General features: G+C 73.1%; 24 protein-coding genes and 1 pseudogene. 15 read left to right on the top strand and 10 right to left on the bottom strand.

Annotated features, from left to right (window positions below):
* Positions 1-28 precede the first annotated feature (28 nt).
* Positions 29-1,285, top strand: coding sequence for an alditol oxidase (aldO, locus tag ACH4D3_RS02000; RefSeq protein WP_398315342.1), 1,257 nt, complete (start codon positions 29-31; stop codon positions 1,283-1,285).
* A 44-nt stretch (positions 1,286-1,329) separates the two neighbouring features.
* On the opposite strand, the gene ACH4D3_RS01995 is transcribed toward aldO, so the two are convergent.
* Entirely contained in the window at positions 1,330-1,854 is a 525-nt protein-coding gene (locus ACH4D3_RS01995) for a hypothetical protein (RefSeq protein WP_398315341.1), read from the bottom strand.
* Positions 1,851-3,569: a PHP domain-containing protein gene (locus tag ACH4D3_RS01990; protein ID WP_398315339.1), complete on the bottom strand. Its 1,719-nt coding sequence runs from the start codon at positions 3,567-3,569 to the stop codon at positions 1,851-1,853. Before ACH4D3_RS01990 ends, ACH4D3_RS01995 begins: the two co-directional genes overlap by 4 nt.
* A gap of 151 nt (positions 3,570-3,720) precedes the next feature.
* Here ACH4D3_RS01990 and ACH4D3_RS01985 point away from each other — a divergent pair, with 151 nt between their 5' ends.
* Positions 3,721-4,290, top strand: coding sequence for a TetR-like C-terminal domain-containing protein (locus tag ACH4D3_RS01985; RefSeq protein ID WP_398315337.1), 570 nt, complete (start codon positions 3,721-3,723; stop codon positions 4,288-4,290).
* 5 nt (positions 4,291-4,295) lie between these two features.
* On the opposite strand, the pseudogene ACH4D3_RS01980 reads toward ACH4D3_RS01985, so the two are convergent.
* The 5 genes and pseudogenes from ACH4D3_RS01980 to ACH4D3_RS01960 all read right to left on the bottom strand — a co-directional run.
* Positions 4,296-5,042 (bottom strand): annotated as a pseudogene (locus ACH4D3_RS01980) (isocitrate lyase/phosphoenolpyruvate mutase family protein); the annotation flags it as partial.
* Positions 5,039-5,500, bottom strand: a complete 462-nt coding sequence (locus ACH4D3_RS01975) for a hypothetical protein (RefSeq protein WP_398315335.1) — start codon at positions 5,498-5,500, stop codon at positions 5,039-5,041. The gene ACH4D3_RS01975 and the pseudogene ACH4D3_RS01980, both read right to left, overlap by 4 nt.
* Positions 5,501-5,577: 77 nt before the next feature.
* On the bottom strand, positions 5,578-6,237 hold the full coding sequence (locus ACH4D3_RS01970; protein ID WP_398315333.1) for a response regulator: 660 nt from the start codon (positions 6,235-6,237) through the stop codon (positions 5,578-5,580).
* On the bottom strand, positions 6,234-7,400 hold the full coding sequence (locus ACH4D3_RS01965) for a sensor histidine kinase (protein WP_398315331.1): 1,167 nt from the start codon (positions 7,398-7,400) through the stop codon (positions 6,234-6,236). The genes ACH4D3_RS01970 and ACH4D3_RS01965 overlap by 4 nt, the downstream gene beginning before the upstream one ends.
* Positions 7,397-8,239, bottom strand: a complete 843-nt coding sequence (locus ACH4D3_RS01960; RefSeq protein WP_398315329.1) for a lysostaphin resistance A-like protein — start codon at positions 8,237-8,239, stop codon at positions 7,397-7,399. Before ACH4D3_RS01960 ends, ACH4D3_RS01965 begins: the two co-directional genes overlap by 4 nt.
* 163 nt (positions 8,240-8,402) lie before the next feature.
* On the opposite strand from ACH4D3_RS01960, the gene mmuM reads away from it, so the two are divergent.
* The 7 genes from mmuM (at position 8,403) to dacB (ending at position 15,512) form a co-directional block, all read left to right on the top strand.
* Positions 8,403-9,317, top strand: a complete 915-nt coding sequence (gene mmuM, locus ACH4D3_RS01955) for a homocysteine S-methyltransferase (RefSeq protein ID WP_398315327.1) — start codon at positions 8,403-8,405, stop codon at positions 9,315-9,317.
* Between the two features lie 74 nt (positions 9,318-9,391).
* Positions 9,392-10,348, top strand: coding sequence for a DUF4129 domain-containing protein (locus tag ACH4D3_RS01950; RefSeq protein WP_398315325.1), 957 nt, complete (start codon positions 9,392-9,394; stop codon positions 10,346-10,348).
* On the top strand, positions 10,345-11,001 hold the full coding sequence (locus ACH4D3_RS01945; RefSeq protein ID WP_398315323.1) for a hypothetical protein: 657 nt from the start codon (positions 10,345-10,347) through the stop codon (positions 10,999-11,001). Before ACH4D3_RS01950 ends, ACH4D3_RS01945 begins: the two co-directional genes overlap by 4 nt.
* Positions 10,998-11,996: an AAA family ATPase gene (locus ACH4D3_RS01940; RefSeq protein WP_398315321.1), complete on the top strand. Its 999-nt coding sequence runs from the start codon at positions 10,998-11,000 to the stop codon at positions 11,994-11,996. Before ACH4D3_RS01945 ends, ACH4D3_RS01940 begins: the two co-directional genes overlap by 4 nt.
* On the top strand, positions 11,993-13,375 hold the full coding sequence (locus tag ACH4D3_RS01935) for a DUF58 domain-containing protein (protein WP_398315319.1): 1,383 nt from the start codon (positions 11,993-11,995) through the stop codon (positions 13,373-13,375). Before ACH4D3_RS01940 ends, ACH4D3_RS01935 begins: the two co-directional genes overlap by 4 nt.
* On the top strand, positions 13,372-13,965 hold the full coding sequence (locus tag ACH4D3_RS01930; protein WP_398315317.1) for a hypothetical protein: 594 nt from the start codon (positions 13,372-13,374) through the stop codon (positions 13,963-13,965). Before ACH4D3_RS01935 ends, ACH4D3_RS01930 begins: the two co-directional genes overlap by 4 nt.
* A 191-nt stretch (positions 13,966-14,156) precedes the next feature.
* On the top strand, positions 14,157-15,512 hold the full coding sequence (gene dacB / locus ACH4D3_RS01925) for a D-alanyl-D-alanine carboxypeptidase/D-alanyl-D-alanine-endopeptidase (protein ID WP_398315315.1): 1,356 nt from the start codon (positions 14,157-14,159) through the stop codon (positions 15,510-15,512).
* A gap of 65 nt (positions 15,513-15,577) precedes the next feature.
* Here the strand turns inward: dacB and ACH4D3_RS01920 are convergent, their stop codons facing one another.
* Positions 15,578-16,021: an ATP-binding protein gene (locus ACH4D3_RS01920; protein ID WP_398315313.1), complete on the bottom strand. Its 444-nt coding sequence runs from the start codon at positions 16,019-16,021 to the stop codon at positions 15,578-15,580.
* A gap of 85 nt (positions 16,022-16,106) precedes the next feature.
* Here ACH4D3_RS01920 and ACH4D3_RS01915 point away from each other — a divergent pair, with 85 nt between their 5' ends.
* Both ACH4D3_RS01915 and ACH4D3_RS01910 read left to right on the top strand, forming a co-directional pair.
* Complete coding sequence (locus ACH4D3_RS01915) at positions 16,107-16,925, top strand: helix-turn-helix domain-containing protein (RefSeq protein WP_398315311.1); 819 nt, start codon at positions 16,107-16,109, stop codon at positions 16,923-16,925.
* Positions 16,922-17,104, top strand: coding sequence for a DUF397 domain-containing protein (locus ACH4D3_RS01910; protein WP_398315309.1), 183 nt, complete (start codon positions 16,922-16,924; stop codon positions 17,102-17,104). The genes ACH4D3_RS01915 and ACH4D3_RS01910 overlap by 4 nt, the downstream gene beginning before the upstream one ends.
* On the opposite strand, the gene ACH4D3_RS01905 is transcribed toward ACH4D3_RS01910, so the two are convergent.
* Positions 17,049-18,566, bottom strand: coding sequence for a carboxylesterase/lipase family protein (locus tag ACH4D3_RS01905; RefSeq protein ID WP_398315308.1), 1,518 nt, complete (start codon positions 18,564-18,566; stop codon positions 17,049-17,051). The two genes, ACH4D3_RS01910 and ACH4D3_RS01905, sit on opposite strands and share 56 nt — an antisense overlap.
* A gap of 142 nt (positions 18,567-18,708) precedes the next feature.
* Between ACH4D3_RS01905 and ACH4D3_RS01900 the strand changes: the two genes are divergently transcribed.
* Positions 18,709-19,023: an STAS domain-containing protein gene (locus tag ACH4D3_RS01900; protein WP_398315306.1), complete on the top strand. Its 315-nt coding sequence runs from the start codon at positions 18,709-18,711 to the stop codon at positions 19,021-19,023.
* Between the two features lie 13 nt (positions 19,024-19,036).
* On the opposite strand, the gene ACH4D3_RS01895 is transcribed toward ACH4D3_RS01900, so the two are convergent.
* Positions 19,037-19,696, bottom strand: coding sequence for a hypothetical protein (locus ACH4D3_RS01895; protein ID WP_398315304.1), 660 nt, complete (start codon positions 19,694-19,696; stop codon positions 19,037-19,039).
* Between the two features lie 306 nt (positions 19,697-20,002).
* Here ACH4D3_RS01895 and ACH4D3_RS01890 point away from each other — a divergent pair, with 306 nt between their 5' ends.
* Genes ACH4D3_RS01890 through ACH4D3_RS01880 form a run of 3 tightly spaced genes read left to right on the top strand, consistent with a single transcriptional unit; the run spans position 20,003 to position 26,362 of the window.
* Positions 20,003-22,672 carry an FG-GAP-like repeat-containing protein gene (locus tag ACH4D3_RS01890; protein ID WP_398315302.1) on the top strand — a complete coding sequence of 890 codons (2,670 nt, stop codon included), beginning with the start codon at positions 20,003-20,005 and terminating at the stop codon, positions 22,670-22,672.
* 44 nt (positions 22,673-22,716) lie between these two features.
* The gene (locus ACH4D3_RS01885) at positions 22,717-24,210 is read left to right on the top strand and encodes a peptidoglycan DD-metalloendopeptidase family protein (RefSeq protein WP_398315300.1); all 1,494 of its coding nucleotides are present in this window, start codon (positions 22,717-22,719) and stop codon (positions 24,208-24,210) included.
* A 25-nt stretch (positions 24,211-24,235) separates the two neighbouring features.
* Entirely contained in the window at positions 24,236-26,362 is a 2,127-nt protein-coding gene (locus ACH4D3_RS01880) for a DUF4185 domain-containing protein (protein WP_398315298.1), read from the top strand.
* The last annotated feature ends 8 nt before the right edge of the window (positions 26,363-26,370 follow it).

The raw sequence follows: 26,370 nt of genomic DNA, 5'->3' as shown, positions 1-26,370 counted from the left end.
CCAGGCGCGCCGGGTAGGTTTCCGCGCTATGAGCGACATCACGGTCACCAACTGGGCCGGCAACATCACGTACACGGCCAAGGAACTGCTGCGGCCGCACTCCCTGGACGCGCTGCGGGCCCTGGTGGCGGACAGCGCCCGGGTGCGGGTGCTGGGCAGCGGGCACTCCTTCAACGAAATCGCCGAGCCCGGCGACGGGGGCGTCCTGCTGTCGCTGGCGGGCCTGCCGTCCGCGGTGGACGTGGACACGGCGGCCCGTACGGTGCGGGTCGGCGGCGGGGTGCGGTACGCGGAGCTGGCTCGGGCGGTGCACGCGCGGGGCCTGGCGCTGCCGAACATGGCCTCGCTGCCGCACATCTCGGTCGCCGGGTCGGTGGCCACCGGCACCCACGGTTCGGGGGTGGGCAACGGTTCGCTGGCGTCGGTGGTGCGCGAGGTGGAGCTGGTCACGGCGGACGGTTCGACCGTGGTGATCGCGCGGGGCGAGGAGCGGTTCGGCGGGGCGGTGACCTCGCTCGGTGCGCTGGGCGTGGTGACGTCGCTCACGCTCGACCTGGAACCGGCGTACGAGGTGGAGCAGCACGTCTTCACCGAGCTGCCGCTGGCGGGGCTGGACACGGCGACGTTCGAGACGGTGATGGCGGCGGCGTACAGCGTGAGCCTGTTCACCGACTGGCGGGCGCCCGGCTTCCGGCAGGTGTGGCTGAAGCGGCGCACCGACCGGCCGCTGGACGCCTTCCCGTACGCGGCGCCGGCCGCCGAGAAGATGCATCCGGTGCCGGGCATGCCCGCGGTCAACTGCACGGAGCAGTTCGGGGTGCCGGGGCCCTGGCACGAGCGGCTGCCGCACTTCCGCGCGGAGTTCACCCCCAGCAGCGGCGCCGAGCTGCAGTCGGAGTACCTGATGCCCCGGGAGCACGGCCTGGCCGCCCTGCACGCGCTGGACGCGATACGGGAGACGCTCGCGCCGGTGCTGCAGACCTGCGAGATCCGCACGGTCGCCGCCGACGCGCAGTGGCTGAGCCCGGCGTACGGGCGGGACACCGTGGCCGCGCACTTCACCTGGGTCGAGGACACGGCGGCGGTGCTGCCGGTGGTGCGGCGGCTGGAGGAGGCGCTCGCCCCGTTCGCGGCCCGCCCGCACTGGGGCAAGGTGTTCACCGTCCCGGCGGGCGAGCTGCGTGCCCTGTACCCGCGGCTGGCCGACTTCGGGGCGCTGGCCGGGGCGCTGGACCCGGCGGGGAAGTTCACCAACGCGTTCGTGCGCGGGGTGCTCACGGGCTGAGCACCCCGCACCCCGCGCCCCGCGCCCTTGGGGTCCCGGCCGGGTCAGTGGTCGGCGCAGCAGGGGGTCGGGTCGGGGTCCTCGAACGGTACGAGGGTGCCGCCGACCGCGGGCATGGCGGCCAGCACCAGGCGGCCGTCCTGCCAGTGCGGGCGGACGTGGTTCCGGGTGACCAGCCGGGTGTCCGGGCTCGGCTCGTCCGGTGTGCCCAGGACGGTCACCCGGTCGACGGCGGAGCGGGCGAGCAGCTCGGCGAGCGTCAGGGTGCCGGTGAGGCCGGCCGCACCGGGGAAGAGGACCGCGCGGCCGGTCTGGTCCCAGGCGCCGTCGCGGACCTCGTGGCCCCGGGCCGTGAGCCGGTCCCGGGCGGTGCGCAGGACCGGCTCCGCCTCGGCGGCCAGCGACAGGGCGACCCGCGGGCGGCCCTCCCGCACCAGGTGCGTGCAGCCGAAGACGCCCTCGGGGAGGGCGAGTTCGGCCGCCAGCGCCCGGAGCAGGTGGTCGGCCTCGCGCAGGGTCGTCGCGTCGGTGTCGATGCCGAGGACGTACGTCGCGGCGGGCGGTGTCACGAGGGCAGGATCCAGACGGGGTTGGAGTAGAACCACAGGTCGCGCCACGGGTCGGCGTCGCCGACGACGTCGATGGCGGGGCCGGCCGGGTCGACCTTGGCGCCCAGCGATCCGACGGCGGACCGGTTGCCGTCGGTGCCGCGGGTGCGGAGGTAGACGGGGCGGTCGACGCGGCCGAGGTCGTAGGTGAGGCGGACGGTGCCGCTGTCCTTGTTCACCTCGTACGACTTGACGACCCGGGCGGTCGGCGCGGTGAAGGTGTCCTTGTCGGCGGCCGGTCCGGTCACGTCGCCCTGGATGACGTCGACGCGGGCCAGCTTCGGGACGAATCCCGCCCAGTTGGGGCCGCCGGCCAGGGCGACGTCGATGGACAGGGTGACCCGGGTGCCCCTGCGGACGTGCAGGGCGCCGCCGAGCGTGGCCCAGCGGCCGCCGCCCGAGACCCGGACGTCCAGGCCGCTGACGAGCTGCCCGTGGTCGACCCAGACGCGGCCGGCCCGGATGCCGTCCATGACGGCGGCGTAGGAGAAGCCGTCGGAGCCGACGTGGGTGCGGCTGTACTGGCCGGGCCAGAAGTCGTTCTGGTTGATGTCGATCTGCCCGGCGTAGACCGGGTCGTCGTAGCGGCCGTTGGCGTTGAAGTCGCCGCCGCCGCGGGCGCCGGTGTCGGCGTAGACCTGGTGGGAGTCGGAGTTGGCGGTGATCCACCAGGGGCGGCCCTCGGCGATCAGGCTGTCCCACAGGCCGCCGACGGTGGCGGTCATCCAGTCGAAGCCGCCCCAGGTGCGGTAGCTCTCCAGGGGGTAGCCGGCGAAGGAGTTGGCGCTCGGGCTGCCGTCGTAGATGCCGCGGGCGCCGCCCGGGCCCAGCGGCTTCGGCAGGCCGCCCGCCTGGTGGCCCGGGGCGCCCTCGAAGCCGACGGCGATCTGGTGGCCGCGGGAGGTGGCGTCGCGCCAGGCGCGGATCTCGTGCGGGGAGTCGATGCCCTTGCGCGCCGGGTGGTTGGCGAGCATCAGGGCGTCCTTGACCTTGCGCCGCCTGACCTGGTCGGCGAGGAAGGAGAGTCCGGCGATGGCGAGGGCCTCATTGGCGGGGGTGGAGTCGCCCGCGCCCTTGACGCTGCCGTCGTAGTCGGTCTCGAACTGCTTGAGGACGGAGACCTCGTGCCTGCCGGGGTGGACGAAGACGGTGCCGTGCTCGGCGGCCGGGATGTTCCACTCCAGGCCCTGGAAGACGAGGGTGTCCTCGTGGGCTTCGCGGGCCTCGCGGATGTCCGGGTTGACCTTCTCCACACCGATCTTGGCGTGGGTGGCGCTGCCGTGGTCGGTGATGACCAGCCAGTCCATGCCGTGCCGGGCGCCCTGGCGGACCTGGTCGACGACGCGGTACTTGCCGTCGCTGCTGTACTGGGTGTGGATGTGGTGGTCGCCGGCCAGCCAGAGGAAGCCCTTCCTGCGGCGGCCGTTGCTCGCGGCCTGCGCGGGGGCGGCGGTGGCGGTGCCGGCCGGGGCGAGGACAGTACCGGCGGCCAGTCCGGCGCCGAGCAGACCGGCGCGGCGCAGCAGGCCGCGGCGCGACTGCTGCGCGGGGCTCAGGGCCTCGTCGGGGACGCTGGTGTCGAAGGCGGCGGGCAGGGCCTGCGCGGTGGTGTGCTCGTGCTCGTGCGGGTGTCCGTGGTGGTGGTGACCGTGCGGGTGTCCGTGTCCGTGCCCCATGCGTGTTCCTCCTGGATACCGCCGCCGTGCGCGGCTCCGAGGAGAATCGGCGCGGAAGGTGAACGTTGAACGACTCGCAGGTGATCCGCGGCTGCCGCCCGTCCTGCCCTAGCATGAAACCTAGGAATCCTAGGTTTCGGGAAGGCGGCGCATGCCCCGAGTGGGTCTTACCACCGACCGCGTCGTCGCCGCGGCCGCCGACCTGGCCGACGAGACCGGCTTCGAGGCGGTCACCGTCTCCGCGCTCGCCCGGCACTTCGGGGTGAAGGACGCCAGCCTGTACACGCACGTGCGCAACCTCCAGGACCTGCGGGTCCGGGTCGCGCTGCTGGCCGGCGGCGAGCTGATCGAGGAGATCGCCGGGGCGGTGGCGGGCCGGGCCGGGAAGGAGGCGCTGGCCGCCTTCGCGGGCGCCTACCGGGCGTACGCGCTGCGCCACCCCGGCCGCTACGCCGCCACGCAGATCCGCGTCGACCAGTCCCTGATCGCCGGCTCCCCCGCGCTGCGCCGCACCGCCGAGATCACCTACGGCATGCTGCGGTCCTACGGCCTCACCGAGCCCGACCTCACCGACGCCGTGCGCCTGCTGCGCAGCACCTTTCACGGGTACTGCGCGCTGGAGTCCTCCGGCGCCTTCGGCGCCCCGCGGGACGTGCGGGCGTCCTGGGACAAGGCGGTCGACGCGCTGCACGTCGCGCTGGAGCACTGGCCGCGCACCTGAGACCGGCCCGGCGCACACACCTCGTCGTACGTGGGCGTCGGACCGCCCGGGTCCCGGCCCGCCCGGACGTCGGCGGCCGCCGCCAGGGCGGCGCCCAGCGCCCGCCGGAAGAGCAGCGACCCGAGGCTGACACGGCGTACGCCGAGGTCGGCGAGGTGCGCGAGGGTGGGTCCGGCGGGCGTGTACAGGACGTTGAGGGGCACGTCGAAGCGGGCGGCGAGGGACGCGATGCGGGCGGGGTCGGTGAGCCCGGGGACGAAGACGCCGTCGGCACCGGCCTCGCGGTAGGCCTCCAGGCGCCGCAGCGTCTCGGTGGCGTCGCCGTCGCCCGACCAGTACGTGTCCGTGCGGGCGTTGACGAACAGGCCGGGGGCGGCCGAGCGGACCGCGGCGATCTTCGCGGCGTGCCGGCCGGCGGGCCCGAGGGCGTCCTCCAGGTTGATCCCGACGGCGCCGGCGGCCGCCAGTAGCCGCGCGAACTCCCCCACCTCGTCGGGGTCGTCGCTGAACCCGTCCTCCGCGTCGACGGAGAGCGGGACGGAGGCCGAGCCGAGGGTGAGGGCCAGCCGCAGGGTCTCGTCGCGGGTCGCGGACGCCCCGTCGGGCAGTCCGGCCGCCGCCGCGACGCCGAAGCTGGTCGTGCCGACGGCGCGAAAGCCCTGCCCGGCCAGGGCGAAGGCGGAGGCGTGGTCCCAGGCGCAGGGCAGCAGCAGGGGCTCCCCGGCGCGGTGCAGGGCGGCGAAGGCGGTCACGACAGGTCGCCCACCGCGTCGGCGTAGTACACGGACCCGGCGAGGTGCACGGCCAGTTCGCGAAAGCTCCAGCCCTCGCCCGGCGAGTGGTCGAGCTGCTCGTCGGTGAGCGCGTCGAGGCGGTTGGCCCAGATCCGGGCGAGCCGGGTGAGTCGGCTGCGGGCCTCGTCGAGGTCCTCGGCGGTGAAGGCGGCGCGGTCCGCTTCCGTGGTGACCAGGGAGGCGTGCCAGTGGTCGGGCTGCGGCTGCTCCCCCGCCAGCCGGGCCTCCAGCTCCGCGAGGTGGTCGACCAGGTGGTCGGCGACCCGCCGGATCGCCTTGTGCGGGGTGTAGACGCGGTCGTCGACGTGGGCGGGCGTCCCGTCCCAGCGGGTCCAGCCGGCGGCCAGGTCCAGGACGTGGTCGACCATGCCGGTGACGGCGTCGGCGGGCGAGGTGACGGTGTTCGTGTCGCTCATGCCCCGCACGCTAGGTGCCGGTTGTTTCGGCGGCGGCCGAAGTGTCCCCGGCGGCCCGCGGGCGCGGGTCCTGCGCTTCAGGTCACCAGCCCGTGCCGGTAGGCGAAGACGACCGCCTGGACGCGGTCGCGCAGGTCGAGTTTGGTGAGGATGCGGGAGACGAAGGTCTTGACGGTCTCGGGGCTGATCACGAGGGCCGCGGCGATCTCGCTGTTGGACAGGCCGTCCGCGATCAGGCGCAGGACCTCCGTCTCCCGGGGGGTCAGCGGAATGTCCCGGGCGGTGCCCTCGGCGGGGCGGATCCGGGCCGCGTACCGGCCCACGAGGCGGCGCGTCACGTCGGGGTCGAGCAGCGCCGCGCCCATGGCGACGGTGCGGATGCCGTGCAGCAGCCGGTCCGGCGGCGCGTCCTTGAGCAGGAAACCGCTCGCGCCCGCGCGCAGCGCCTCGTAGACGTACTCGTCGAGGTTGAACGTCGTCACCACGAGCACCTTGACGGGGTGCTCCACCCCGGCGCCGGCCAGCAGCCGGGTGGCCTCCAGGCCGTCGAGCACCGGCATGCGGATGTCCATCACCACGACGTCCGGGCGCAGTTCCCTGGCCAGGTCGACCCCAGCCTGACCGTCCCCGCACTCGCCGACCACCTCCAGGTCGGGCTGGGCGTCGACGATCGTCGCCAGCCCGGTGCGGATCAGTGCCTGGTCGTCGCAGATCACGACCCGGACCGGCGCGCTCATGCCGTGCTCCCCCCGCTCCCGCCGGGTATCCGGGCCCGGACGACGAAGCCGCCGTCCGCCGGGCGGTCGGTGCTGAACTCGCCGCCCAGCACGTCGACCCGCTCCCGCAGACCGGCCAGCCCCCGCCCGCTGCCGCCGGGGGACGCGGCCCCCGTGCCGGAGCCGTCCGTGCGCACCTGCACCGTGATCTCCTGTTCCCCGTGCCGCACCAGGACCGAGGTCCTGCCGCCGTGGTCGTACTTGAGGGCGTTGGTCAAAGCCTCCTGGACGACACGGTAGGCCACCAGGTCGGAGCTGCCGGTCGCCGCCGCCGGGGTGCCCTCCTCGGTGAACTCCACCGGCTGCCCGGCCCGGCGGGTCTGCTCGACCAGCGTGAGCACCCGGCCGACGGGCGGTGTCCTGGGCTCGGCGGTGCCGTGGTCCGGGTTGAGGAGGTCGAGCAGGTGCCGCAGGTCGGTGATGGCCCGCCGGCCGGTGTCGCTGACGGCGGCCAGGCTCTCGTCGAGCCGCTCGGGCGCCGCGGTCAGGTACCGGGCCGCCTCGGACTGCACGACCATCGCCGTCACGTGATGGGTCACGACGTCGTGCAACTCGCGGGCGATGCGGGTCCGTTCGGCGTTGCGGGCGTCCTCGGCGACCCGCTCGCGGCGTTCGGCCTCCGCGGCGCGCGCCGAGCGCATCCAGGCGCCGACGCCCCAGGCCAGGGCGAGGATCAGGTAGAACGTCGCATACTCGACCAGCGTCTCGTCGCCGCCGCGCGCGTTCAGCCCGACCGCCAGGGCCACGTACGCCAGGGTGGCGGCGATCTGCGTGGCACGCCGGTACTTCTCCTGGTGGGAGCCCGTGTTGACCAGCACGATGGGGAGCGCGGCGCCCGCGAACAAGTGGTAGCCGCGCAGTTGGTCGAGGGCGAAGCCGAGCGAGACCAGGGCGAAGCAGACGAGCGTCCACCGCCGGCGCACGGCCAGGGGGACGGACTGCAGGACGGCCGCCACCCCGGCCAGCGCGTCGGCGGAACGGGTCGGCAGGCCGCCGATCTCCGTGCCCTGGCCCTGGAGCGCCGGCAGCAGCGACGCGACGAGCAGCAGTACCCCGAGCGGGAGGTCCCGGACCGTGACGTCGAGCCGACGCCACAACTCCAGGACCCGTCGTCGATCGATCACCGGGGAAGTGTAGCGGCGGAGTTGGCACCCGCGGCCCGCCGCCGCGAGCCGAACGCCACGATGTGCCCGCGCCGGTGCGCCAGCCACAGGAACACCAGGGTCAGCAGCGCCCCGAAGCCCACCGAGTACACACTGCCCTCCGGCCCGAAGTCGCCGCCGGTGAGCAGCTTCGGACCCGACATCGCGGCGTCCAGCAGGCCCTCGCTGTCGCCGTTGCCGGAGACGACGGTGCTGAAGATGCCACCCGCGGCGTAGTTCCAGCCGAAGTGCACGCCGATCACCAGCCACAGGTTGCGGGTGGCGGCGTACGCGGCGGCGAGCATGAATCCGGCCTCGATGGCGATGGCGAGGGCGCCCCACAGCGTGGCGTCCTCGTTGAGCAGGTGCATGAGGCCGAACGCGACGCCGGTCAGGCCCAGTGCGAGGTAGGTGCCGAGGTGCTCCTCGATGATCCGGAACAGGACCCCGCGGAACACGACCTCCTCCGTCGCGGCGGCGGCGGCCATGAACCCGACCAGCCCGACCGCGCCCTGCACCGAGCCGAGTCCGTCGACCTCGTAGTACCCGGAGGCGTAAAGGTTCGTGATGACGGCCCCGAACAGTCCGAGGCCGATCAGCGTGCCCCAGCCCGCCTTGGCCGCGGCGCCGTCCAGGGCCACGTCCAGGGCCTCCCGGCGCTCGGTCCGCCGCACCACCCAGGCGTACACGAACACCACGAGCGCGACCGACGTGAGACCGACCACCAGCGTGAGCCAGTCGTTGTCCTTCACCGCCTGGACGGCGATGCCGCCGATGGCGTAGGCCACCAGCACGGCCAGGAACTGCCAGACAAACCTCACGGGAACTCCTCTGTCGGGCCCGTGACTTCCGCGCCTCGGGCTACTGCACCGGACGCTACGGATCCGGCGGCCGGAGATCGTCACCTCACGGTGGACACCTGTCTGTAGCTCGCACGGGGGACAAGGGCCCGTGCTCCCGCCGCACGGGCCGTAGCCTCGTGCCATGACCAGCGACTTCGCCGACGCCCTCGCCTGTGGCCCGCTCGTGCTGGACGGCGGGCTGTCCAACCAGCTGGAGGCGGCCGGGCACGACCTGGGCGACGCGCTGTGGTCGGCCCGGCTGCTCGCCGAGGACCCCGAGGCGATCACCCGGGCCCACCTCGCCTACTTCGAGGCGGGCGCCGACGTGGTGATCACTTCCAGCTACCAGGCCACCTTCGAGGGCTTCGCCCGGCGCGGCATCGGACGGCAGCGGGCCGCCGGACTGCTCGCGCTCAGCGTGGAGTCGGCCCGCGAGGCCGCCCGCCGGGCCCGGACGGCCCGCCCGGACCGCGCGCTGTGGGTGGCGGCGTCGGCGGGCCCGTACGGGGCGATGCTCGCGGACGGCTCCGAGTACCGGGGACGGTACGGCCTCGGCGGGGGCGAGCTGGAGCGCTTCCACCGCCCCCGCCTGGAGGTGCTGGCCGCCGCACGGCCCGACGTCCTCGCGCTGGAGACGGTCCCGGACACCGACGAGGCGGCGGCGCTGCTGAGGGCGGTGCGCGGACTGGGCGTGCCCGCCTGGCTGTCGTACACGGTGGCCGGGGACCGCACCCGCGCCGGGCAGCCGCTGGAGGAGGCCTTCGCCCTGGCCGCCGACGCGGACGAGGTGATCGCGGTGGGCGTCAACTGCTGCGCCCCCGAGGACGTGTCCGGCGCGGTCGAGACCGCCGCCCGCGTCACCGGCAAACCGGTCGTCGCCTATCCCAACAGCGGAGAGACGTGGGACGCGAAGTCCCGCAGCTGGCGGGGGCGTTCGTCGTACGCGGCCGAGCGGGTGCCGGGCTGGCGGGAGCGCGGGGCCCGGCTGGTCGGCGGCTGCTGCCGGGTGGGCCCAAAGACCATCACGTCGATCGCGCGGGTCCTGTCCCGGGAGTGACCGGCGCGGCGTGTGCCAAGATTGCCGTGAACAGGCGTTCGGGGGCGGCGACGGGTTCGGCGGGGGGGCACGGCATGGGACGCGGGGAGCGGACGGGACACCGAGTGGCGCCGGGGGTGGTGCTCGCCGCCGCGGTGGTCGGGACGCTGTCCGTCGCCGCGCTCGCGCTGCGGCCCGCGGAGGGGTTGCTGCACTCCGGCCGGGGTCCGCTCGGTCACTGGGGTTTCGTGGCGATCGTGACGTCCGTCGGCTGGACCTTCGGGGCCTGGACGGTCCTGCAGCGTCTTCGCCCCCGTTTCGGCGCCGACCGGCTTTCGCTGCCGCCGGGCGAGGAGCGGCTGCGGGAGGCCGCCGCGCCCCTGCTGCTCGCCGCGACGAGCGTCATCGGCGTCCTGGCGCTGGTCCTGCACCGGTTCTCCACCGGCGGCAACACGACGGGACCGCCCCCGCCCCTCGCGACGCAACCGGCGCCCTCACCGACCCTCGTCACTCCCCCGCCCCGGCAGCGGCACGGTTCCACGGACCATTCCTCGCTCCCGCTGTACCTCGTGCTCGCGCTGCTGGCGGCGGTCGCCGTCGTGCTCGTCGTGGTGGCCGTCGTGCGGCGGCTGCGACGGTTCGGGCTGAGGGTGCCGCAGCGCCCCGGCGTCCCGGCCGCCGCGACGCCGGACGACGACGCGCGGCTGCTGCTGTCCGCCGTGGACTCGGGCCGCCGCGCCCTGGCCGGCCCGGATGACGACGCCCGGGCGGCCGTCATCGCCTGTTACGCCGCGATGGAGGACGCCCTCGCGGCGTCGGGTGTGCCGCGGCACGCCTCCGACAGCCCCGCCGACCTGCTCACCCGCGCCGCCGGCACGGGCTTCGCCCCGGGTCCGGCCGCGCCGCGCCTCACCGCGCTGTTCCGCGAGGCCCGTTACTCCTCGCACCCGATGCACGGCTCGCACCGCGAGGCCGCGGCGGACGCCCTGGAGGAGATCGCGTCCCTGCTCCGGGACCGTGCCGCGGACGCGGGCCGGGAGACAGCGCGGTGAACCGGCCCATGGAGGAGACCTCGGTGGCGGAGACCTCGGCGGCGGAGACCTCGGTGGCGGAGACCTCGGGAGACGGCATGCTCGGCCTGCCCCGGCTCGGGCTGCTCGGCGCCGCGGTCGCCGGCTCGGGCGTCCTGCTCGTCCTGCTCTTCGACGGCCCCGTGGCGGCCGGTGCCCTGGTGGCCCTGCTCGTCGCCGTGGCCGTGCTCGCCGCCCGGTACGTCGCCGGGGCGGGCGCCCTGGACTCCGCGTACCGCGACGAGGTCCGGCTGCTGCGGACCCGGGCCCCGGGCATGGGCGAGTGGCGGCGGAACGTGGGCACGTCCACCGGTCCCGACGGCGCCCTCTACTACCGTGCGGTGCTCCGGACCGAGCTGCGCCGCCTGTACGCGGCCGCGCTCGCCGAGCACCACCACGTGTCCCTGGAGCACCAGCCCGAGCGGGCCGCCGAGTTGATCGGCCCCGAGCTGTGGCCGTGGCTGGGCCCCGTGCCACCGGGCACCGGCCCCGACGGCGAAGTGCCCCTCGACGTGCTGCGCCGCCTCGTCGACCGGCTCGAAGCACTCGGCTCACCCGGCACACCCGGCACCCGCACCCCGAGCACCAGCACCAGCGCCCGCACCCCCCGTACCGGTAAGGACCAAGTGACGTGACGACTACCTCCACGAACCGGCTCCGCACCGCCGAGCAGGTCGGCGAGCAGGCCGGTGCCGTACTGCGCGAGATCGGCCGTGCCGTCGTCGGCAAACCGGACGCCCTGGAACACGTGATGCTGGCCGTGCTGGCGGGCGGCCACGTCCTCGTCGAGGACCTGCCGGGACTCGGCAAGACGCTCCTCGCCCGGTCCTTCGCCACCACCCTCGGCCTGGACTTCCGCCGGATCCAGTTCACGCCCGACCTGCTGCCCTCCGACGTCACCGGGACGCCGCTGTACGACCAGCGCTCCGGCGAGATGGTGTTCCACCCCGGCCCGGTCTTCACGCACCTGCTGCTCGCCGACGAGATCAACCGGACGCCCCCGAAGACCCAGGCCGCGCTGCTGGAGGCGATGGCCGAGTCGCAGGTGACCGTGGACGGCGAGACCCGGCCGCTCGCCGACCCCTTCCTGGTGATCGCGACCGCCAACCCGGTGGAGTACGAGGGCACGTACTCGCTGCCCGAGGCGCAGCTCGACCGGTTCCAGCTGCGGGTGCGCATGGGGTATCTGGCCGCGCAGGAGGAGCTGGCGATGCTGCGGGCCCGGATCGACCGGGCCGCGCCCGAGGCCGTACTGGAGAGGCTCGCCGGGCCGGACGACGTCGTGGCGTGGCGGGCCGTCGTGGAGCGGGTGGAGATCGACGACGACCTGCTGGAGTACGCCGTCGCGCTCGTCGGCGCGACCCGCGACCACCCCCAGATCAGCATCGGGGCCTCGCCGCGCGGCGGACTCGCCCTGGTCCAGCTCGCCCGCGCCCGCGCCGTGCTGGACGGCCGCGACTACGTCGTCCCGGAGGACGTCAAGGGCCTCGCGGTGCCCGCGCTGGCCCACCGGGTGTCGCTGCGGCCGGAGTTGTGGGTGCGCGAGATGTCCACGGACGACGTGCTGCGCGAGATAGTCGACAGCGTGGGTACGCCGACGACGCGGCGTACGGCCGCAGCCTCGTCGTGACCGCGCCCGCACCGCGCCCGGCACCGGCTCCGGCTGTCGCGCCGGGCCCCGTGCCCCGGCCGAGTCCGGCGGTGGTCCGCGCCCTGGAGGGGCGCACCGCCCCGACGCAGCCGCCGCCACCGCCGCCCGGCGGCCCCCGGCCGAGCGAGCGCACCCTGCGCCTGCTGACCGTCGCGGCGGTGGCACTGGCCGCCGCGCTGGTCACCGGCCGGGCGTGGCTGCTGGCACTCGCGGCGGCGCCGCTGGTCCTGCTCGCGCTGGCACTGCCCCGCGCCCACGCCCGCCGCGTCGAGACGTCGACGACCGTCGAGCCGGGGCGCTGCTTCGAGGGCGACACGGTCACCGTCCGCATCGCGCTGGCCCACGACGGCGAGGCCGTGCGCCTCGACCCCGGTGTCACGCTCGGCCCCGGCCTGCGCCTGGACGAGGTCGTCGTCGGCCCGTCCACGGTGACGCTGCGCCACACGGCGCTGCACTGGGGCCGCTGGTCGCTCGGCCCGGTGGACGTCGACGTGTACGACCCCGGCGGCACCGTCCGGCGCACGGTGCGCGTCGAAGCGGCCGAGGTGTCGGTGTTCCCGCGTGCCGCGCAGGCCCGGTTCACGCCGATCCCGGTGCGGCTGCCGCAGCGGCTCGGCGAGCACGCCGCGCCGCAGTCCGGGGAGGGCGTCGAGGTCATCGGGGTGGGCCCCTGGGTCCCCGGGGAGCGGCAGCGGCGCATCCACTGGCCGTCGACGACCCGGCGCGGGATGGTGCAGTTGCACCGGTTCGCGGCGGAGCGGGCCGCCGACACCGTGATGCTCATCGACGCGTTCGGGGACGTCGTCGACCCGGTGACCGGGCTGTCGTCCCTGGACGAGACGGTACGGGCCGCCGCCGGGCTCGCCCGGGCCTATCTGCGCACCCACGACCGGGTCGGGGTCGTCTCCACCGGCGGCACCACCCGGTGGCTGGCGCCGGGCACCGGGGACGCGGCGTTCTACCGCATCGTGGAGAGCGTCCTGGACGTCCGCAAGGACCGCGCCTTCGGCGGCGACGGGCTCGAACGGGTCCCGCCGCCCGCGCTCCCGGAGGGGGCCCTGGTGTACGTGTTCACCCCGCTGAGCGACGCACGGATCCTTCAGGTGCTGCGGGACCTCCAGGCGCGGGGGCGCCGCCCGGTCGTGGTGGAGATACCGAGCGGGGACCCGGTGGTGGAACCGGGCGACGAAGCGGGCGAGTTGGGGCTGCGGCTGTGGCGCGCGGAGCGCGACGCGATGCGGTTCGCCCTGCGGGACAGCGGGGTGCCGGTCCTGCGGCACACCGAGGGTGAGTCACTGGATCTGGCGCTGGCGCCGCTGCTGGCGGGGCGGGTCGGCGGAAGGGGGCGCGCGGGATGACGGGGCTGGACGGGCGGGTCGGCCTCCGTGAGTACCTCGGCTACTGGATCGGCACCGTGCCGGTGCGGGTGCTGGGAGCGGCGGCGGTCGTGGCGGCCTGGCGGCCGTGGGCGACGGTGGACACGGCCGGGGAGGCCGTGCCCTTCGTCTGCGCGGTCGCCTTCGCGCTGTGGGCGGCGCCCTCGCTGGACCGGCGGCCTTCGGTGGAGGCCGTCTGGTGGTCCTACCGGCTGCTGCGCCACCGGACGACGCTGCTGGCGTCGGGCGTCGTGGTGATCGCGGCCTTCCGGGAACCGGCCTGGTGGGAGGGCGCCTGTGTGGTCGTGCTGCTGGTGGCCTACCTGGTGACCAGTGAGACGTGGCCGTGGCGGTGGGGCGGGACCGCCCGGGTGTGGGGCGAGGCGGCCGCGGCGTGCGCGGGTGCGGGTGTGGTGGTGGCCGCGGCGGCGGTTCCGGTGTCCGGGACGGGCTCCGGGCTGGGCCGGACGATCGCCGCCGCGACGGTGGCGGGCCTGGCGGTGGCCGGCGGCGCGGTGCTGCGTGCCCGGTGGCGGGCCGATGCCCCGAAGTCCCGCGCCCCGGGGAACTGAAGGGCAACGGAACTTCCCGTTCGGCATCGGAAAATCCCCTTCACGAAAGCATTCGGACGACGATCCGCCAATTCGGTCGCAGGATATTCACACTCTGTCAATTTCCGCCCAGGCCCTTCATATGACGGCTGGTAGCGTGCCCAACGCTTCACCCCCACAGAACGAAGTAACCGATCTTTGGATTTCACTTCATGACTGGTACGCCAGAGGAAACCCCCACGAACACCTTCGCCCCGGGCGGACGGCGCAGGCATCGCAGGGCGAGAGTGAGCCGCGTCGGCGCACGCCGGGCCCTCGTGCTCGCGATGGCCGTGCCCGTGGCCTCCGCCACGCTGGCCGGAACCTCGGCCTTCGCCGCCGACGACAACTCCCCGCGGCCGCAGGGCATCTCGGTCGACGACCTCGCCGCCGACGACGCCCAGTTGGTCGAGAACCTCAACGAGCGCCTCGCCGACGAGCGTCTGGGCACCGACGTCAGCGGCGTGGTGCTCGACGCCGACTCCGACACCGCCCTGTGGGACCACAACGGCTCCACCGCCCTCATGCCGGCCTCCAACGCCAAGCTCGCCACGGCCACCACGGCCCTGACGCTGCTGGGCGCGAACCACGAGTTCACCACCAAGGTCGTGTACGGCGAGGGCACCCTCACCCTCGTCGGCGGCGGGGACCGCACCCTCACGGGCGAGGACGTCGCCGCACTGGCCAAGACCGCCGCCGACGGCCTCAAGGCGGCCGGCCGCACCGACGTCCAGGTCCGGGTGGACGACAGCCTGTTCGCCGACCCGAGCCTCGCCGAGGGCTGGAACGAGGGCTACTACCCCACCGAGGTCGCGCCGGTCCGTTCACTCGTCGTCGACGGCGCCGCCGTCCAGGACACCTCGATCGACGCGGGCGAGGTCTTCGCGAAGAAGCTCGCCGCGCAGGGCATCACGGTCGACGGCGAGGTGTCCCGCACGACGGCGAAGCAGTCCGACGTACCGGTGGCCCAGCACAAGTCGGCGCCACTGTCGGACATCGTCAAGCAGATGCTCAAGACCAGCGACAACAACATCGCCGAGACCCTGCTCCGCATGTCCGCCGTGGAGCTGGGCAAGCCGGGCACCTTCGAGGCCGGCACCGCGCTGGTCCGCCAGGTGCTCAGCTCGTACGGCATCTCCCTCGACAACTTCGAGATGCACGACGGCAGCGGCCTCTCCCGCGCCGACCGCATCCCGGCCGCCACCCTCGCGCAGCTCCTCGACGCGATCACGGAGTCCCCCGCCCTGGGCTCGATCCTGGAGGGCCTGCCGATCGCGGGCGAGGCCGGGGCCAGCCTGGGCCCGGAGTGGGGACGCTTCGACGACCCGAACTCCGAGTGCGCCGTCGGCAAGGTGCACGCCAAGACCGGCACGCTCACCGGCGCCATCGCCCTGAGCGGTGTCACGCGGACCGACGACGGCGACTGGCGGATCTTCTCCTTCATCGAGAACAACTCGACGGCCGACCCGAGCGACATCAAGGACGCGATGGACGGCCTCGCCGCGACCGTGAACGGCTGCTGGGCCTGACACGTCGCACGTGACGGAGCGTGGAGATCCGGTGAAGGCCCCCGAGGGCAGACGGGCGTGCCCCGTCAGTCCGCCAGGACGCCGCACTCGAACCACACGACCTTGCCGGGCTCCCGCTCCGTCACGCCCCACTTGTCCGCCAGCTCCGACACCAGAAGCAGACCGCGCCCGCCCTCGTCCGACCCACCGGATTCCAGGGGCACCGCCGGTACCCCGTCCCCGCTGTCGTGGACCTCGACGCGCACGCCGCCCCCGCCGGGCAGCGGCCACAGCCGCAGCAGGAAGCCCCGGCCGGGCGGTACGCCGTACAGCAGGGCGTTGGTCGCCAGTTCGCTGACGCACAGCAGTACGTCGTCCGCGCGCCCGCACCCGCCCCAGTCGGCGAGCGCCTCCCTCGCGAAAGCCCGCGCGGCGGGGACGGACCGGCGCTCACGGCGGTAGAGACGCTCATGTGGGGACGGGGGTGGAGTTTCACTGTTCACATGACGAGGGTCACGCTCCGTGGTCATGATGGGACAGTGCGCATGGCCGTACAGCCGGTCTGTACGGGTGCGCGTTGGTGAACGTACGCGCGCGGGTGGGGAGTTCGACCTCATGGGCACGACGACACGGAGGAACACCTCCGCGATGAAGATGGTGGGCGCGCTGCTCGCGCTCTACCGGCAGGCGGCGGGGCACACCCAACGGTCCCTGGGCGATCGCTTCGTCATCGGCGAGCAGCAGATCGCCTCGATCGAACAGGGCCGACGCCCGCTGAAGCCGGATCTCGCCGAGCAGCTCGACGAACTCCTCCAGACCAAGGGGGCGTTGTCGATCGCGCTGAGCAAGATGCCGGAGGTGGATCTGGTCCCGCTGTGGGCGGAGGAGTTCCTGGACCGGGAGCGGGAGGCCATCGCCATCTCGTCCTACGAGAACCAGGTGTTGCCGGGTCTGCTCCAGACGGAGGCGTACGCGTGGGCGGTGTTCCGCAGCCGCGTGCCCTTCTACGACGAGGACACGATCGCCCGGCTGGCGGCGGCACGCATCGACCGGCAGGGAATCCTTCAGGGCAAGGAGCCGCCGATCACGTGTTTCGTGGTGTGGGAGCCGGTCGTTCGGGCACCGATCGGCGGGCGGACCGTCTGGCGCGAGCAGCTACAGCATCTGCGCGCGTGCTCGGAGCTGCCAGGGCTCATGTTGCAGGTCCTCCCTCAGGACCGGACGAGTCACGCGGGGCTGAACGGCCCGTTCGTGCTGCTGGAGACACCCGAACACCAGCGGCTCGCCTACACGGAGAACCAGCGCGGCAGCCAACTCATCGCCGACCCGGATGAGGTGGCGATCCTTACGCAGAAATGTGCGATGCTGCGGTCTCAGGCCCTCACCCCCGAGGACACGAGGGATCTGCTGGACCGTCTCCTGGGAGAGCAATGAGCAGCACCGCACTTCGGTGGTTCAAGTCGAGCTACAGCGGCGACGAAGGCGGCAACTGCGTCGAGGTCGCCCAAGAACCCACCGCCACCCACATCCGCGACTCCAAAGCCCCGCAGGGACACGTCACCGTCGGACCAGGCGCCTGGGTCGCGTTCCTCGGGGCGTTCGGGACGCGGTGACGTCGGCCTTCCACAGGTCGTACTCGGCGTCCAGCGGGCCGTAGGCCGTGTGCGGGGCGCCGTCGCCGAAGACCCGTACGGGATGCGCGGCGTCCCACGCCTCCCACCCGGGGTCGCCGGACTCCACGAACCGCACCCACGCCCCGTGCATCGCGTCGGCCAACTCCTGCGGGGCGCCCTCGCCCGCGAGCCTGCGTGCGTCGGGGCCGTCGCCGGAGTCGAAGACGAAGCCCAGCTCCAGGGCGTGGCAGGCGCCGAGGCCGGGGAGGTTGGACGGCCAGGCGAAGTCGTAGACGTACGTGGACCCGGGCCGCGCGTCGGCCACGCGGTGCATCGGGATGCGGAGCAGGTGGTCGGTGACCAGCTGGCCCACGGTCTCGGCGGCCCCCGCGTCGGGGCGCAGCGCGCGGTAGCCGCGGATCACCTCGTTGCCGCAGTGGCAGCGGGCGCGGGCACCCGCGAGGGCCACCGCACCGAGGCGGTCCACGCGTTCGACGAGGCCGCCGGGGACCAGCCAGAGCCGGTACTCGTCGCGGGTCCAGCCCATCATGAGGTCGACGCCGGGTGCCGCGCCGCCGTCGACGAGCGCCTCCAGCGGGTCGCGGGGCAGCACGTCGCCGTCGACGACCAGGCCGAACCCGGGGCCACCGAGTACGGGGCTGCTGAAGCGCCCCACCTCGGCCTGGGCCCGCAGCAGCTGCTCGCGGTCGGCGGCGGCGAAGGCCTCCGCGGTGGCGGGGACCTTCAGGCGGGAGGCCATGCGGCGGACCATGCGCCGCACCTTGTCGCGGTCGGAGGCCTCGGGTGCGCCGCTCTGGAGCACGGCCCGCCGGAACAGGCCCCGGGCCCCGGGGGCGGCGAGGAGCGCGCCGGTGCTGATGGCGCCCGCCGACTGCCCGGCGACCGTGACCCGGTCGGGATCGCCACCGAAGGCCGCGATGGAGTCCCGCACCCACTGGAGGGCGGCGATCTGGTCGCGCAGGCCGGCGTTGGCGGGGGCGTCCGGGAACAGGCCGTAGCCCTCCACACCCAGCCGGTAGTTGATCGACACGCAGACGACGCCGTCGCGGGCGAAGGTGTGGCCGTCGTAGACCGGTACGGCGGAGGAACCCCTGGTCAGCGCGCCGCCGTGCAGCCAGACCAGGACCGGCAGCCGGGCGCCGGGGCCGGGCTCGGGGGTCCAGACGTTGAGGTTGAGGCAGTCGTCGCCGGGGATCTCCGGGTCGGACAGGTACCGGGCGAAGGCCTCGGAGTACGGCGGTTTCGGGGCGGTGGGGCCGAACGAGCCCGCGTCGCGGACGCCGTCCCAGGGCTCGGGGGGTACGGGCGGGCGGAAGCGGCCCGGCCCGAAGGGGGGCGCCGCGTAGGGGATGCCGCGAAAGACGGCGACACCGTGCTCGTACCTGCCGCGTACCGCGCCGTGAACCGTCCTGACCACGGGGTTCGTCTGGCCTGACCGCATGCGCCCACCAGCCCTTCGCCGCACTCTCGTACCGCTCAAGGCATAGCGCCACGCGACCGGGGTTCTATTCCGGGAGGCCCCGGTCGCCACGGCTGGGGGACAATGGAGACCACGCACGCGATGCGCGACCGAGGAGGCTGCCGTGACGGACGCACCCGTAAGGATCGCCGAGGCCGACGGGCAGCACGCGGTACTGGCCTTCTCCGGAGACCTGGACGCGCCCGCCCTGGGCGTGCTGGAGGAGTTGCTCCTCGACCCGCGGCTGCGGGAGCCGGGGACCTGGACCCTGGAGATGAGCGGTCTGGACCACATCGACCTGGCCTGCGCCTACGCGCTGCTGCGGACGGTGACGCGCACGCCGGAGCCGGTGGCCCTCACCGTCCGGGGCGCCCGCCCGGCCGTCCACCGCACGCTGCGGCAGGCCGGTCTGGACACGGTGGCGGCCTTCACGGCGTAACCGGACCGCCGGGTCAGCCGCCCACGTCCACGTGGTTGTCGGGGGCCCCGTCCCCGAACGGCGGCAGGTCGCCGCGCTCGACCGGCGTGGCGGGCGCGGGTTCGGTGGAGGGCAGGAGGCGGTCGGTCTCGGCGGCGTAGGGGCGGTGGGCGGCGAGGGCGGCCGCGCGCAGGGCGTCGCGCGGTACGGCGTCCTGCTCGGCGGACACGCGTACGACGTGCCCCTCCTCGGGCACCGCGTACTCGTGCCGTCCCGCGCCGGTGCGGTACCAGGCCTCGCCGTCGCGCTCGCAGGTGGTGTGCTCGCCGGACATGTCGCCGACGGGCTGCTCGGGGCAGGTACCGGCGGAGATCGTGCCCCGGTCGACGGCCAGGCGCAGTAGCGCGTTGGTGTCGCGGTCGACCCAGGTGGCGGAGAAGCCGTCGTCGCCGAGGACACCGACGGACTGCTGGGCGAGGGTGAAGCCGGGAGCCTCGGTGACGTAGACCAGTTCGGGGGCCACACCCATCGCCTGGGCGCGGGACGTGAGTTCGCCGGTGCCGGGGGCCGCGGCCGGGGCGGCGGCCGAGGGGGGACCGGACGGACGGGGGTCGCCCGCCTTCTCGGTGCCGCAGGCGGTGAGCAGCAGCGGGGCCAGCACCAGCACCGGCAGGACACGCGCGTGACGAATCATGCGGTCATACTGCCGCACCCGCGTTCCACACCATGGAGTCCCGGTCACTCCGGTCGCGGGTGACTTCCGGTGGTCGAGAAATCCATTTCACGTACGGGCCGACCTGCCGCAACGGCGATTTCACTCGGGCAGCTCCAGGCTCCGCGCCTCCCCGACCTCACGCCGCAGCAAAGCGGCCCTTCCTCCCGATTTGCCCCCAACATCGTGGCTCAGCAGCCCAGTTGACGCACCCACAGCGCCCTAGTACCGTCCGCTGAAATCGATTTCGAAGCTGGCCGACCCGAGTCGCACCGGGAGCAGAATCCCATGCCCAGATCCGCCCCACCCCTCAGACCGGCCAGAGCCCTGGGCAGTGCCCTGGCCGCAGCCTCCGTCGTCCTCGGTATGGTGCTGACCGCCGTGCCGTCGAGCACGGCCGCGGACGCCCCGGCCCCGGAGCCCTCCGCCGTACCGGCCGCCGCCCTCGCCTCCGCGTCCCCTCCGGCCGGTGACTTCTTCTCGACCGTCGCGGTGGACCCCGCCGCCTCCGTGGGCGCCCCCGCGGCCGGCGACAACAAGAACCACGGCGACCTCTGGCCCAACTGCTGGGCCGACGACGACAGCGTGTACACCGCGTACGGCGACGGCGTCGGCTTCGGCGACGTCTACAGCGACATCGGCGTCGCCAAGGTCTCCGGCATGCCCGGCGGACTGACGGGCACGCAGCTCTCCACGGACGTCGGCCAGATATGGAGCGAGGGCCACAACCGCAAGCCCACCGGCATGGCCTGCGTGAACGGCGACCTCTACCTCGCGGTGCAGGACCTGGCGATGGACTTCAACGACGCGCCGGCCGCCACCATCGCCAGATCCACCGACAAGGGCCGCACCTGGACCTGGGACCGCGACCGCCCCATGTTCGGCGGCGGCGTCTTCACCACGGTGATGTTCCTGGACTACGGCAAGAACTACGCCAACGCCCCCGACGACTACGTGTACGCCTACGGCCTGGACCACAACTGGCGGGACTCCTTCGACGACACCGTCCCCGACCCGGTCGACCTCTACCTGGCCCGCGTGCACAAGAACTCCGTCATGGACGAGAACGCCTGGCAGTACGCATCCGGTACCGACGCCTCCGGCAACCCGGTCTGGTCCGCGGACATCGCCCGGCGGCAGCCGGTCCTCCACGACGACCGCCACGTCTACCAGGACGTGTTCACTCCCGGCCGGGCGCGGAACATGACCGTCCTCGGGCAGGGCGGCGTGGTCTACAACAAGCCGCTCAACCGGTACGTCTACACCTCGTGGACCGAGTACACCTTCGAGTTCTACGAGTCCCCGACGCCCTGGGGGCCCTGGAAGCACTTCGCGACCAAGGACTTCGGCGGCTACCCCTGGACCCACACCAAGCACGGCGGCTACGCGACCACCATCCCCTCCAAGTACATCAGCGCCGACGGCAAGTCGATGTGGCTCCAGTCCAACGTCTGCCCCTGCGGCGGCGGTTACCCGTTCGGCGACCACTGGGCGTACACCTTCTCCCTGCGGCAGCTGCGTCTGGAACCGCGCCGCGACACCGTCCCGGACAACGCCGCCGACCCGGACCGCAACCTCGCCCGCGAGCCCGGCACCGTGCCCGTCCAGCGGGCCACCCACTTCGGCAAGGACGCGTACTACGCCGACGGCAACCGGGACCAGAGCGAGGACGACTGGAACGACGAGCGCAAGACGGAGAGCTGGTGGGGCTACACCTGGCCGCGCCAGTACATGATGAACAGGGTCACCTACACCACCGGTGACATGTTCGCCGACGGCGGCTGGTTCGCGGCCGACCTGAGGGTGCAGGTACGGCGCGACAACCGGTGGGTGGACGTCTCCGGGCAGCGTGTGGGTCCCGACTACCCGTACGGCAGCTCCGCGGGCCCGCACCGGACCTACACGTTCTCCTTCGACCCGACGGCGGGCGACGGCGTGCGGATCGTCGGACGGCCGGGCGGCGACAGGACCTTCACCTCCATCGCGGAACTCGAGGTCCACTACGGCGACGCGGGCGGCCTGATGCTCGGCGGCTCACCGACCGACGTGACCGGTGACGGCAAGGACGACATCGTCACGTTCACCCGCGGCAGCGCCGCCGAGGTCTACGCGGCGCCCTCGGACGGCACCGCCTTCACCGGTGGCGGCAAGTGGAACGACCACTTCGCACCCGCCGGGGAGACACCGCTCACCGGTGACTTCAACGGGGACGACAAGGACGACGCGATCACCTTCACCCAGGGGTCGACGGCCGACGTCTACGTGGCGCCCTCCACCGGCACCTCGTTCGCCGCCGGGCAGAAGTGGAGCGACCACTTCGCACCCGGCGGCGAGGTCCCGGCCGTGGGCGACTTCGACGGCGACGGCACCGACGACATCGTCACCTTCACCCAGGACGACTCCTCCGACGTCTACGTGTCCCTCTCCAGCGGCACGTCCTTCGCCACCGGCGGGAAATGGCACGACCACTTCGCACCGCGCGGCGAGTTCCCGGCCGTGGGCGACGTGAACGGCGACGAGAAGGACGACATCATCACCTTCACCAAGGGCACCGAGGCCGCCGTCTACGTCGCCTTCTCCGACGGCTCGTCCTTCGGACCCGCGCGCAAGGTCCTCACCGGCTTCTCCCCCGGCGCCGAACTGCCGCGCGTGGGCGACTTCGACGGGGACGGCCTCGACGACATCGCCTCCTTCACCGCCGACGCCGCCGCCGAGGTCCGCGTCGCCCTGTCCGACGGCACGGGCTTCGTCGCCAAGGGCGTCTGGCACGAGGGGTTCTCGGGCCCCGGCGCCTTCCCGTACGTCGGTGACTTCGACGAGGACGGCCGGGACGACGTGGTCTCCTTCGACCACGCTCCCGGGGCCGACGTGCACGTGGCGCTCTCCACCGGCACCGCCTTCGGGGCGTCGAGGAAGTGGAACGACTTCTTCGGCCTCCCCGGCGAAACCTCTCTCTGAACCCGACCGACGGCGACCGCCGTTCCCGAGGAAGGACCTCCGAAGTGCGAAGACGGCAGCTCAGTCTGGGCCTGGCCGGCACCGCCGTGCTGGCCCTGGGCTCCCTCCTGCTTCCCGCCCAGCCGGCCTCGGCCGCCGGCCCCCGCCCCGACTTCCGCGCGCCCTGGCCGTGCGGAGAGGGACGGGACTACTACCACCACTCCTCCGAGGTCCACAACGCGATCGACTTCAACATCGCGGGCTCGGCCGACCTCGGCACCCCGGCCCTGGCCTCGGCGTCCGGCACCGTGATCGACGCCGTGCCCATGCCCAACAGCTCCGGGTACGGCAACTACGTGCGCGTCGACCACGGCGGCGGCTGGACCAGCCTGGTCGCCCATCTGGACCGCATCTCCGTCGCCAAGGGCCAGTACGTCCGTACCGGCGACGAGCTGGGCAAGGTCGGCAACACGGGCGAGTCGTTCGGCGCCCACCTGCACTACGAGCAGGAGGCCGACGGCCAGAACATGCCCGTCGTGATCGACGGCGTGGCACTGCGCTACAGCGCCACGGCCGCCCGCCACACCAGCGGCAACTGCGGCACACCCCAGCCGTTGCTCGGCGGTTCGCCGACGGACTTCACGGGTGACGGTGTGGACGACATCGTGACGTTCACCCAGAACCCGGAGGCGGACGTCTACGTCGCGCCGTCCACCCGCGCCGGATTCGGCGAGGCGAAGGTCTGGCACGACTTCTTCGCCCCCGGCGGCGAGACCCCGCTCACCGGCGACTTCAACGGCGACCACAAGGACGACGTCGTCACCTTCACCAAGGGCACCGACTCCGACGTCTACGTCGCCCTCTCCAACGGCAACGGCTTCGCAACCGCCACCGTCTGGCACGACCACTTCGCCCCCGGCGGCGAAGTCCCGGCCGTCGGCGACGTCAACGGCGACGGCTACGACGACATCGTCACCTTCACCCACGACGCCGACGCCAAGGTCTACGTCGCCCTCTCCAACGGCACCGACGGCTTCCACACCGCCACCGTCTGGCACGACTTCTTCGCCCCCAACGGAGAATTCCCCGCCCTCGGCGACATCGACGGCGACGGAGACGACGACCTCATCACCTTCACCCAAGGCACCACCGCAGACGTCTACGCCGCCCTCTCCAACGGCAAGGACGCCTTCGGCACCGGCCAACTCGTCCACGACCACTTCGCCCCCGCCGGAGAACTCCCCCGCATCGGCGACGTGAACGGCGACCAGAAGGACGACATCATCGCCTTCACCCAAGGCACCGAATCCGACGTCTACGTCGCCCTGTCCGACGGAAGCAAGTACGGCCCCGGCTCCCGCTGGAACGACTTCTTCTCCCCCACCGGCGAATTCCCCTACGTCGGCGACTACGACGGCGACGGCAAGGACGACATCGTCACCTTCACCCACAACACCGAAGCCGACGTCTACGTATCCGTCTCCAACGGCACCGACGGCTTCGTCAACGGCCGCAAATGGCACGACTTCTTCGGCACCCCCGGCGAAACCAGCCTCTGACCGACCAGTACGAAAGGGAACCTCTGTGAATCGCAGACCCGGGAGACTGCTCCCGGCCGCACTGTCGCTGGCCTCGCTGGTCATCGGCTCGCTGTTCGCCGGCGCGGGTACCGCGTCGTCCGCACCCCCGCCCGGCCACGACAAGGCACCGGGCGTGACCACCAAGGCGGCGGTCACCTCCGCCGACGTCAGGGCCGCCGGTGTGCTGTCGCGCGCCGAGCGGGTGGCCAAGCTGACCGGGCCCGGCTCGACCAGCGCCACCGATGCCCGCTGGCAGTTGAAGGCGACCGACCTCGGCATCATGTGGGACAACGGCAAGGGCGAGATCCTCACCGCGTTCGGTGACTCGTACGGCAACGGCTGGACGGGGCCGGGGGCCGCCGTCGGCGACCCGGCCACGCTCGACTGGCGTTGCAACCTGGTGGCGCGCAGCGCCGACCGCAACCTGGCCGACGGCATGAACATCGACAGCATGGCGACGGACCGTCCGGGCCACGCCAAGCAGGTCCTGCCGTGCAAGCGCGTCGACAACGACGAGCTGACCACCATCCCCACCGCCGGCATCTCGGTCGGCGACCGGCAGTACATGCACTACATGTCGGTGCGCCGCTGGAGCGCGAAGGGCGGCGAGTGGTTCACCAACTACTCGGGCATCGCCTACTCGGACGACAACGGCGAGAACTGGGTCAAGGACGCCGACGCCCGCTGGCAGAACGACGCGGGCTTCGGCAACAAGTTCCAGATGGCGGCCATGCTCAAGCAGGGCGGCTACGTCTATCTGTACGGCACCAAGAACGGCCGGTTCGGCGACGCGTACCTGTCCCGTGTCCCCGAGGGGCAGCTCCTGGAGCCCGGTGCCTACCGGTACTGGACGGGCGGCGACTGGGTGACCGACCCGTACGCCGCGACGCCGGTCGCCGGTGGTCCGGTCGGTGAACTGTCCGTGCAGTACAGCCGCTATCTCGGCCGGTTCGTGATGATGTACCTGGACGACCCGGGCGGCTCGGTCGTGATGCGGACCTCGGCGACCCCGTGGGGGCCGTGGAGCGGCAAGCAGGTGGTCGCGTCGGGCGCCGACTACCCCCAGCCGTACGGGTCGTTCATCCACCCGTGGTCGGCCGACTCCAACAGTCCGTACCTGTACTTCGCGATGTCGCAGTGGCAGCCCTACAACGTCTTCCTGATGCGGGTGCGGCTCACCGGCGGCGGCATGGCGGGCGGTTCTCCGGCCGACTTCGACGGCGACCAGAAGGACGACGTCGTCACCTTCACCCAGGACGACCGGGCGGACGTCTATGTCGCGAGGTCCACGGGCAACGGGTTCGACGGCCGGGAGGTGAAGTGGAACGACCACTTCGCGCCCGGCGGCGAGACCCCGTTGACCGGCGACTTCAACGGCGACCGCAAGGACGACGTCGTCACCTTCACCCACGGCGCGAACGCGGACGTGTACGTCGCCACCTCCGACGGCAAGTCGTTCGGCACGGGCCAGAAGTGGCACGACCACTTCGCTCCCGGCCGCGAGGTGCCCGCGGTCGGCGACTTCGACGGTGACGGCGTCGACGACATCATCACGTTCAGCCGCGAGGACACGGCCGACGTGTACGTCGCCCTCTCGGACGGCGGGGCCTTCGGCGAAGGCCGGAAGTGGCACGACGACTTCGCGCCGTGGGCGCAGTTCCCGGCCGTCGGCGACGTGGACGGTGACGGCCTGGACGACCTCGTCGCCTTCACCCAGGACGCCAGTAACGACGTGTACGTCGCCCTGAACGAGGGCGGGAAGTTCGGCGCCCCGTACAAGGCGCACGACCACTTCGCGCCGGAGGGCGAGCGGCCCCGGGTCGCCGACGTGAACGGGGACGGCCACGACGACATCGTCACCTTCACCGGAGGGGAGGCCGCGGACGTCTACGTGGCGCTGTCGGACGGCGCCGTGTTCGGCGGCGGCCAGAAGTGGGCGGACTTCTTCGCCCCGGACGGCGAGTTCCCGTACGTCGGCGACTACGACGGCGACGGCAACGCCGACATCGTCACGTTCACCCACAACGACCTCGCCGACGTGTACGTGAACGTGTCCAACGGCAGCGACGGGTTCGTCGACGGCCGCAAGTGGCACGACTTCTTCGGCCTCGCCGGAGAGACGAGCCTGTGACGCCCGGC

Source organism: Streptomyces sp. NPDC018026, from assembly GCF_044327745.1.
GTDB classification, from domain to species: domain Bacteria; phylum Actinomycetota; class Actinomycetes; order Streptomycetales; family Streptomycetaceae; genus Streptomyces; species Streptomyces rubrogriseus.
This window is presented reverse-complemented; position numbering and strand designations above follow the sequence as displayed.

What these genes read in the sequence shown, in the direction of transcription:
- ACH4D3_RS01975 (WP_398315335.1), bottom strand. Translation starts at nt 5,500, where the DNA reads ATGAGCGACACGAACACCGTCACCTCGCCCGCCGACGCCGTCACCGGC.
- mmuM (WP_398315327.1), top strand. Translation starts at nt 8,403, where the DNA reads ATGACCAGCGACTTCGCCGACGCCCTCGCCTGTGGCCCGCTCGTGCTG.
- ACH4D3_RS01920 (WP_398315313.1), bottom strand. Translation starts at nt 16,021, where the DNA reads ATGACCACGGAGCGTGACCCTCGTCATGTGAACAGTGAAACTCCACCC.
- aldO (WP_398315342.1), top strand. Translation starts at nt 29, where the DNA reads ATGAGCGACATCACGGTCACCAACTGGGCCGGCAACATCACGTACACG.
- ACH4D3_RS01990 (WP_398315339.1), bottom strand. Translation starts at nt 3,569, where the DNA reads ATGGGGCACGGACACGGACACCCGCACGGTCACCACCACCACGGACAC.
- ACH4D3_RS01930 (WP_398315317.1), top strand. Translation starts at nt 13,372, where the DNA reads ATGACGGGGCTGGACGGGCGGGTCGGCCTCCGTGAGTACCTCGGCTAC.
- ACH4D3_RS01915 (WP_398315311.1), top strand. Translation starts at nt 16,107, where the DNA reads ATGGGCACGACGACACGGAGGAACACCTCCGCGATGAAGATGGTGGGC.
- ACH4D3_RS01985 (WP_398315337.1), top strand. Translation starts at nt 3,721, where the DNA reads ATGCCCCGAGTGGGTCTTACCACCGACCGCGTCGTCGCCGCGGCCGCC.
- ACH4D3_RS01910 (WP_398315309.1), top strand. Translation starts at nt 16,922, where the DNA reads ATGAGCAGCACCGCACTTCGGTGGTTCAAGTCGAGCTACAGCGGCGAC.
- ACH4D3_RS01890 (WP_398315302.1), top strand. Translation starts at nt 20,003, where the DNA reads ATGCCCAGATCCGCCCCACCCCTCAGACCGGCCAGAGCCCTGGGCAGT.
- dacB (WP_398315315.1), top strand. Translation starts at nt 14,157, where the DNA reads ATGACTGGTACGCCAGAGGAAACCCCCACGAACACCTTCGCCCCGGGC.
- ACH4D3_RS01905 (WP_398315308.1), bottom strand. Translation starts at nt 18,566, where the DNA reads ATGCGGTCAGGCCAGACGAACCCCGTGGTCAGGACGGTTCACGGCGCG.
- ACH4D3_RS01970 (WP_398315333.1), bottom strand. Translation starts at nt 6,237, where the DNA reads ATGAGCGCGCCGGTCCGGGTCGTGATCTGCGACGACCAGGCACTGATC.
- ACH4D3_RS01950 (WP_398315325.1), top strand. Translation starts at nt 9,392, where the DNA reads ATGGGACGCGGGGAGCGGACGGGACACCGAGTGGCGCCGGGGGTGGTG.
- ACH4D3_RS01895 (WP_398315304.1), bottom strand. Translation starts at nt 19,696, where the DNA reads ATGATTCGTCACGCGCGTGTCCTGCCGGTGCTGGTGCTGGCCCCGCTG.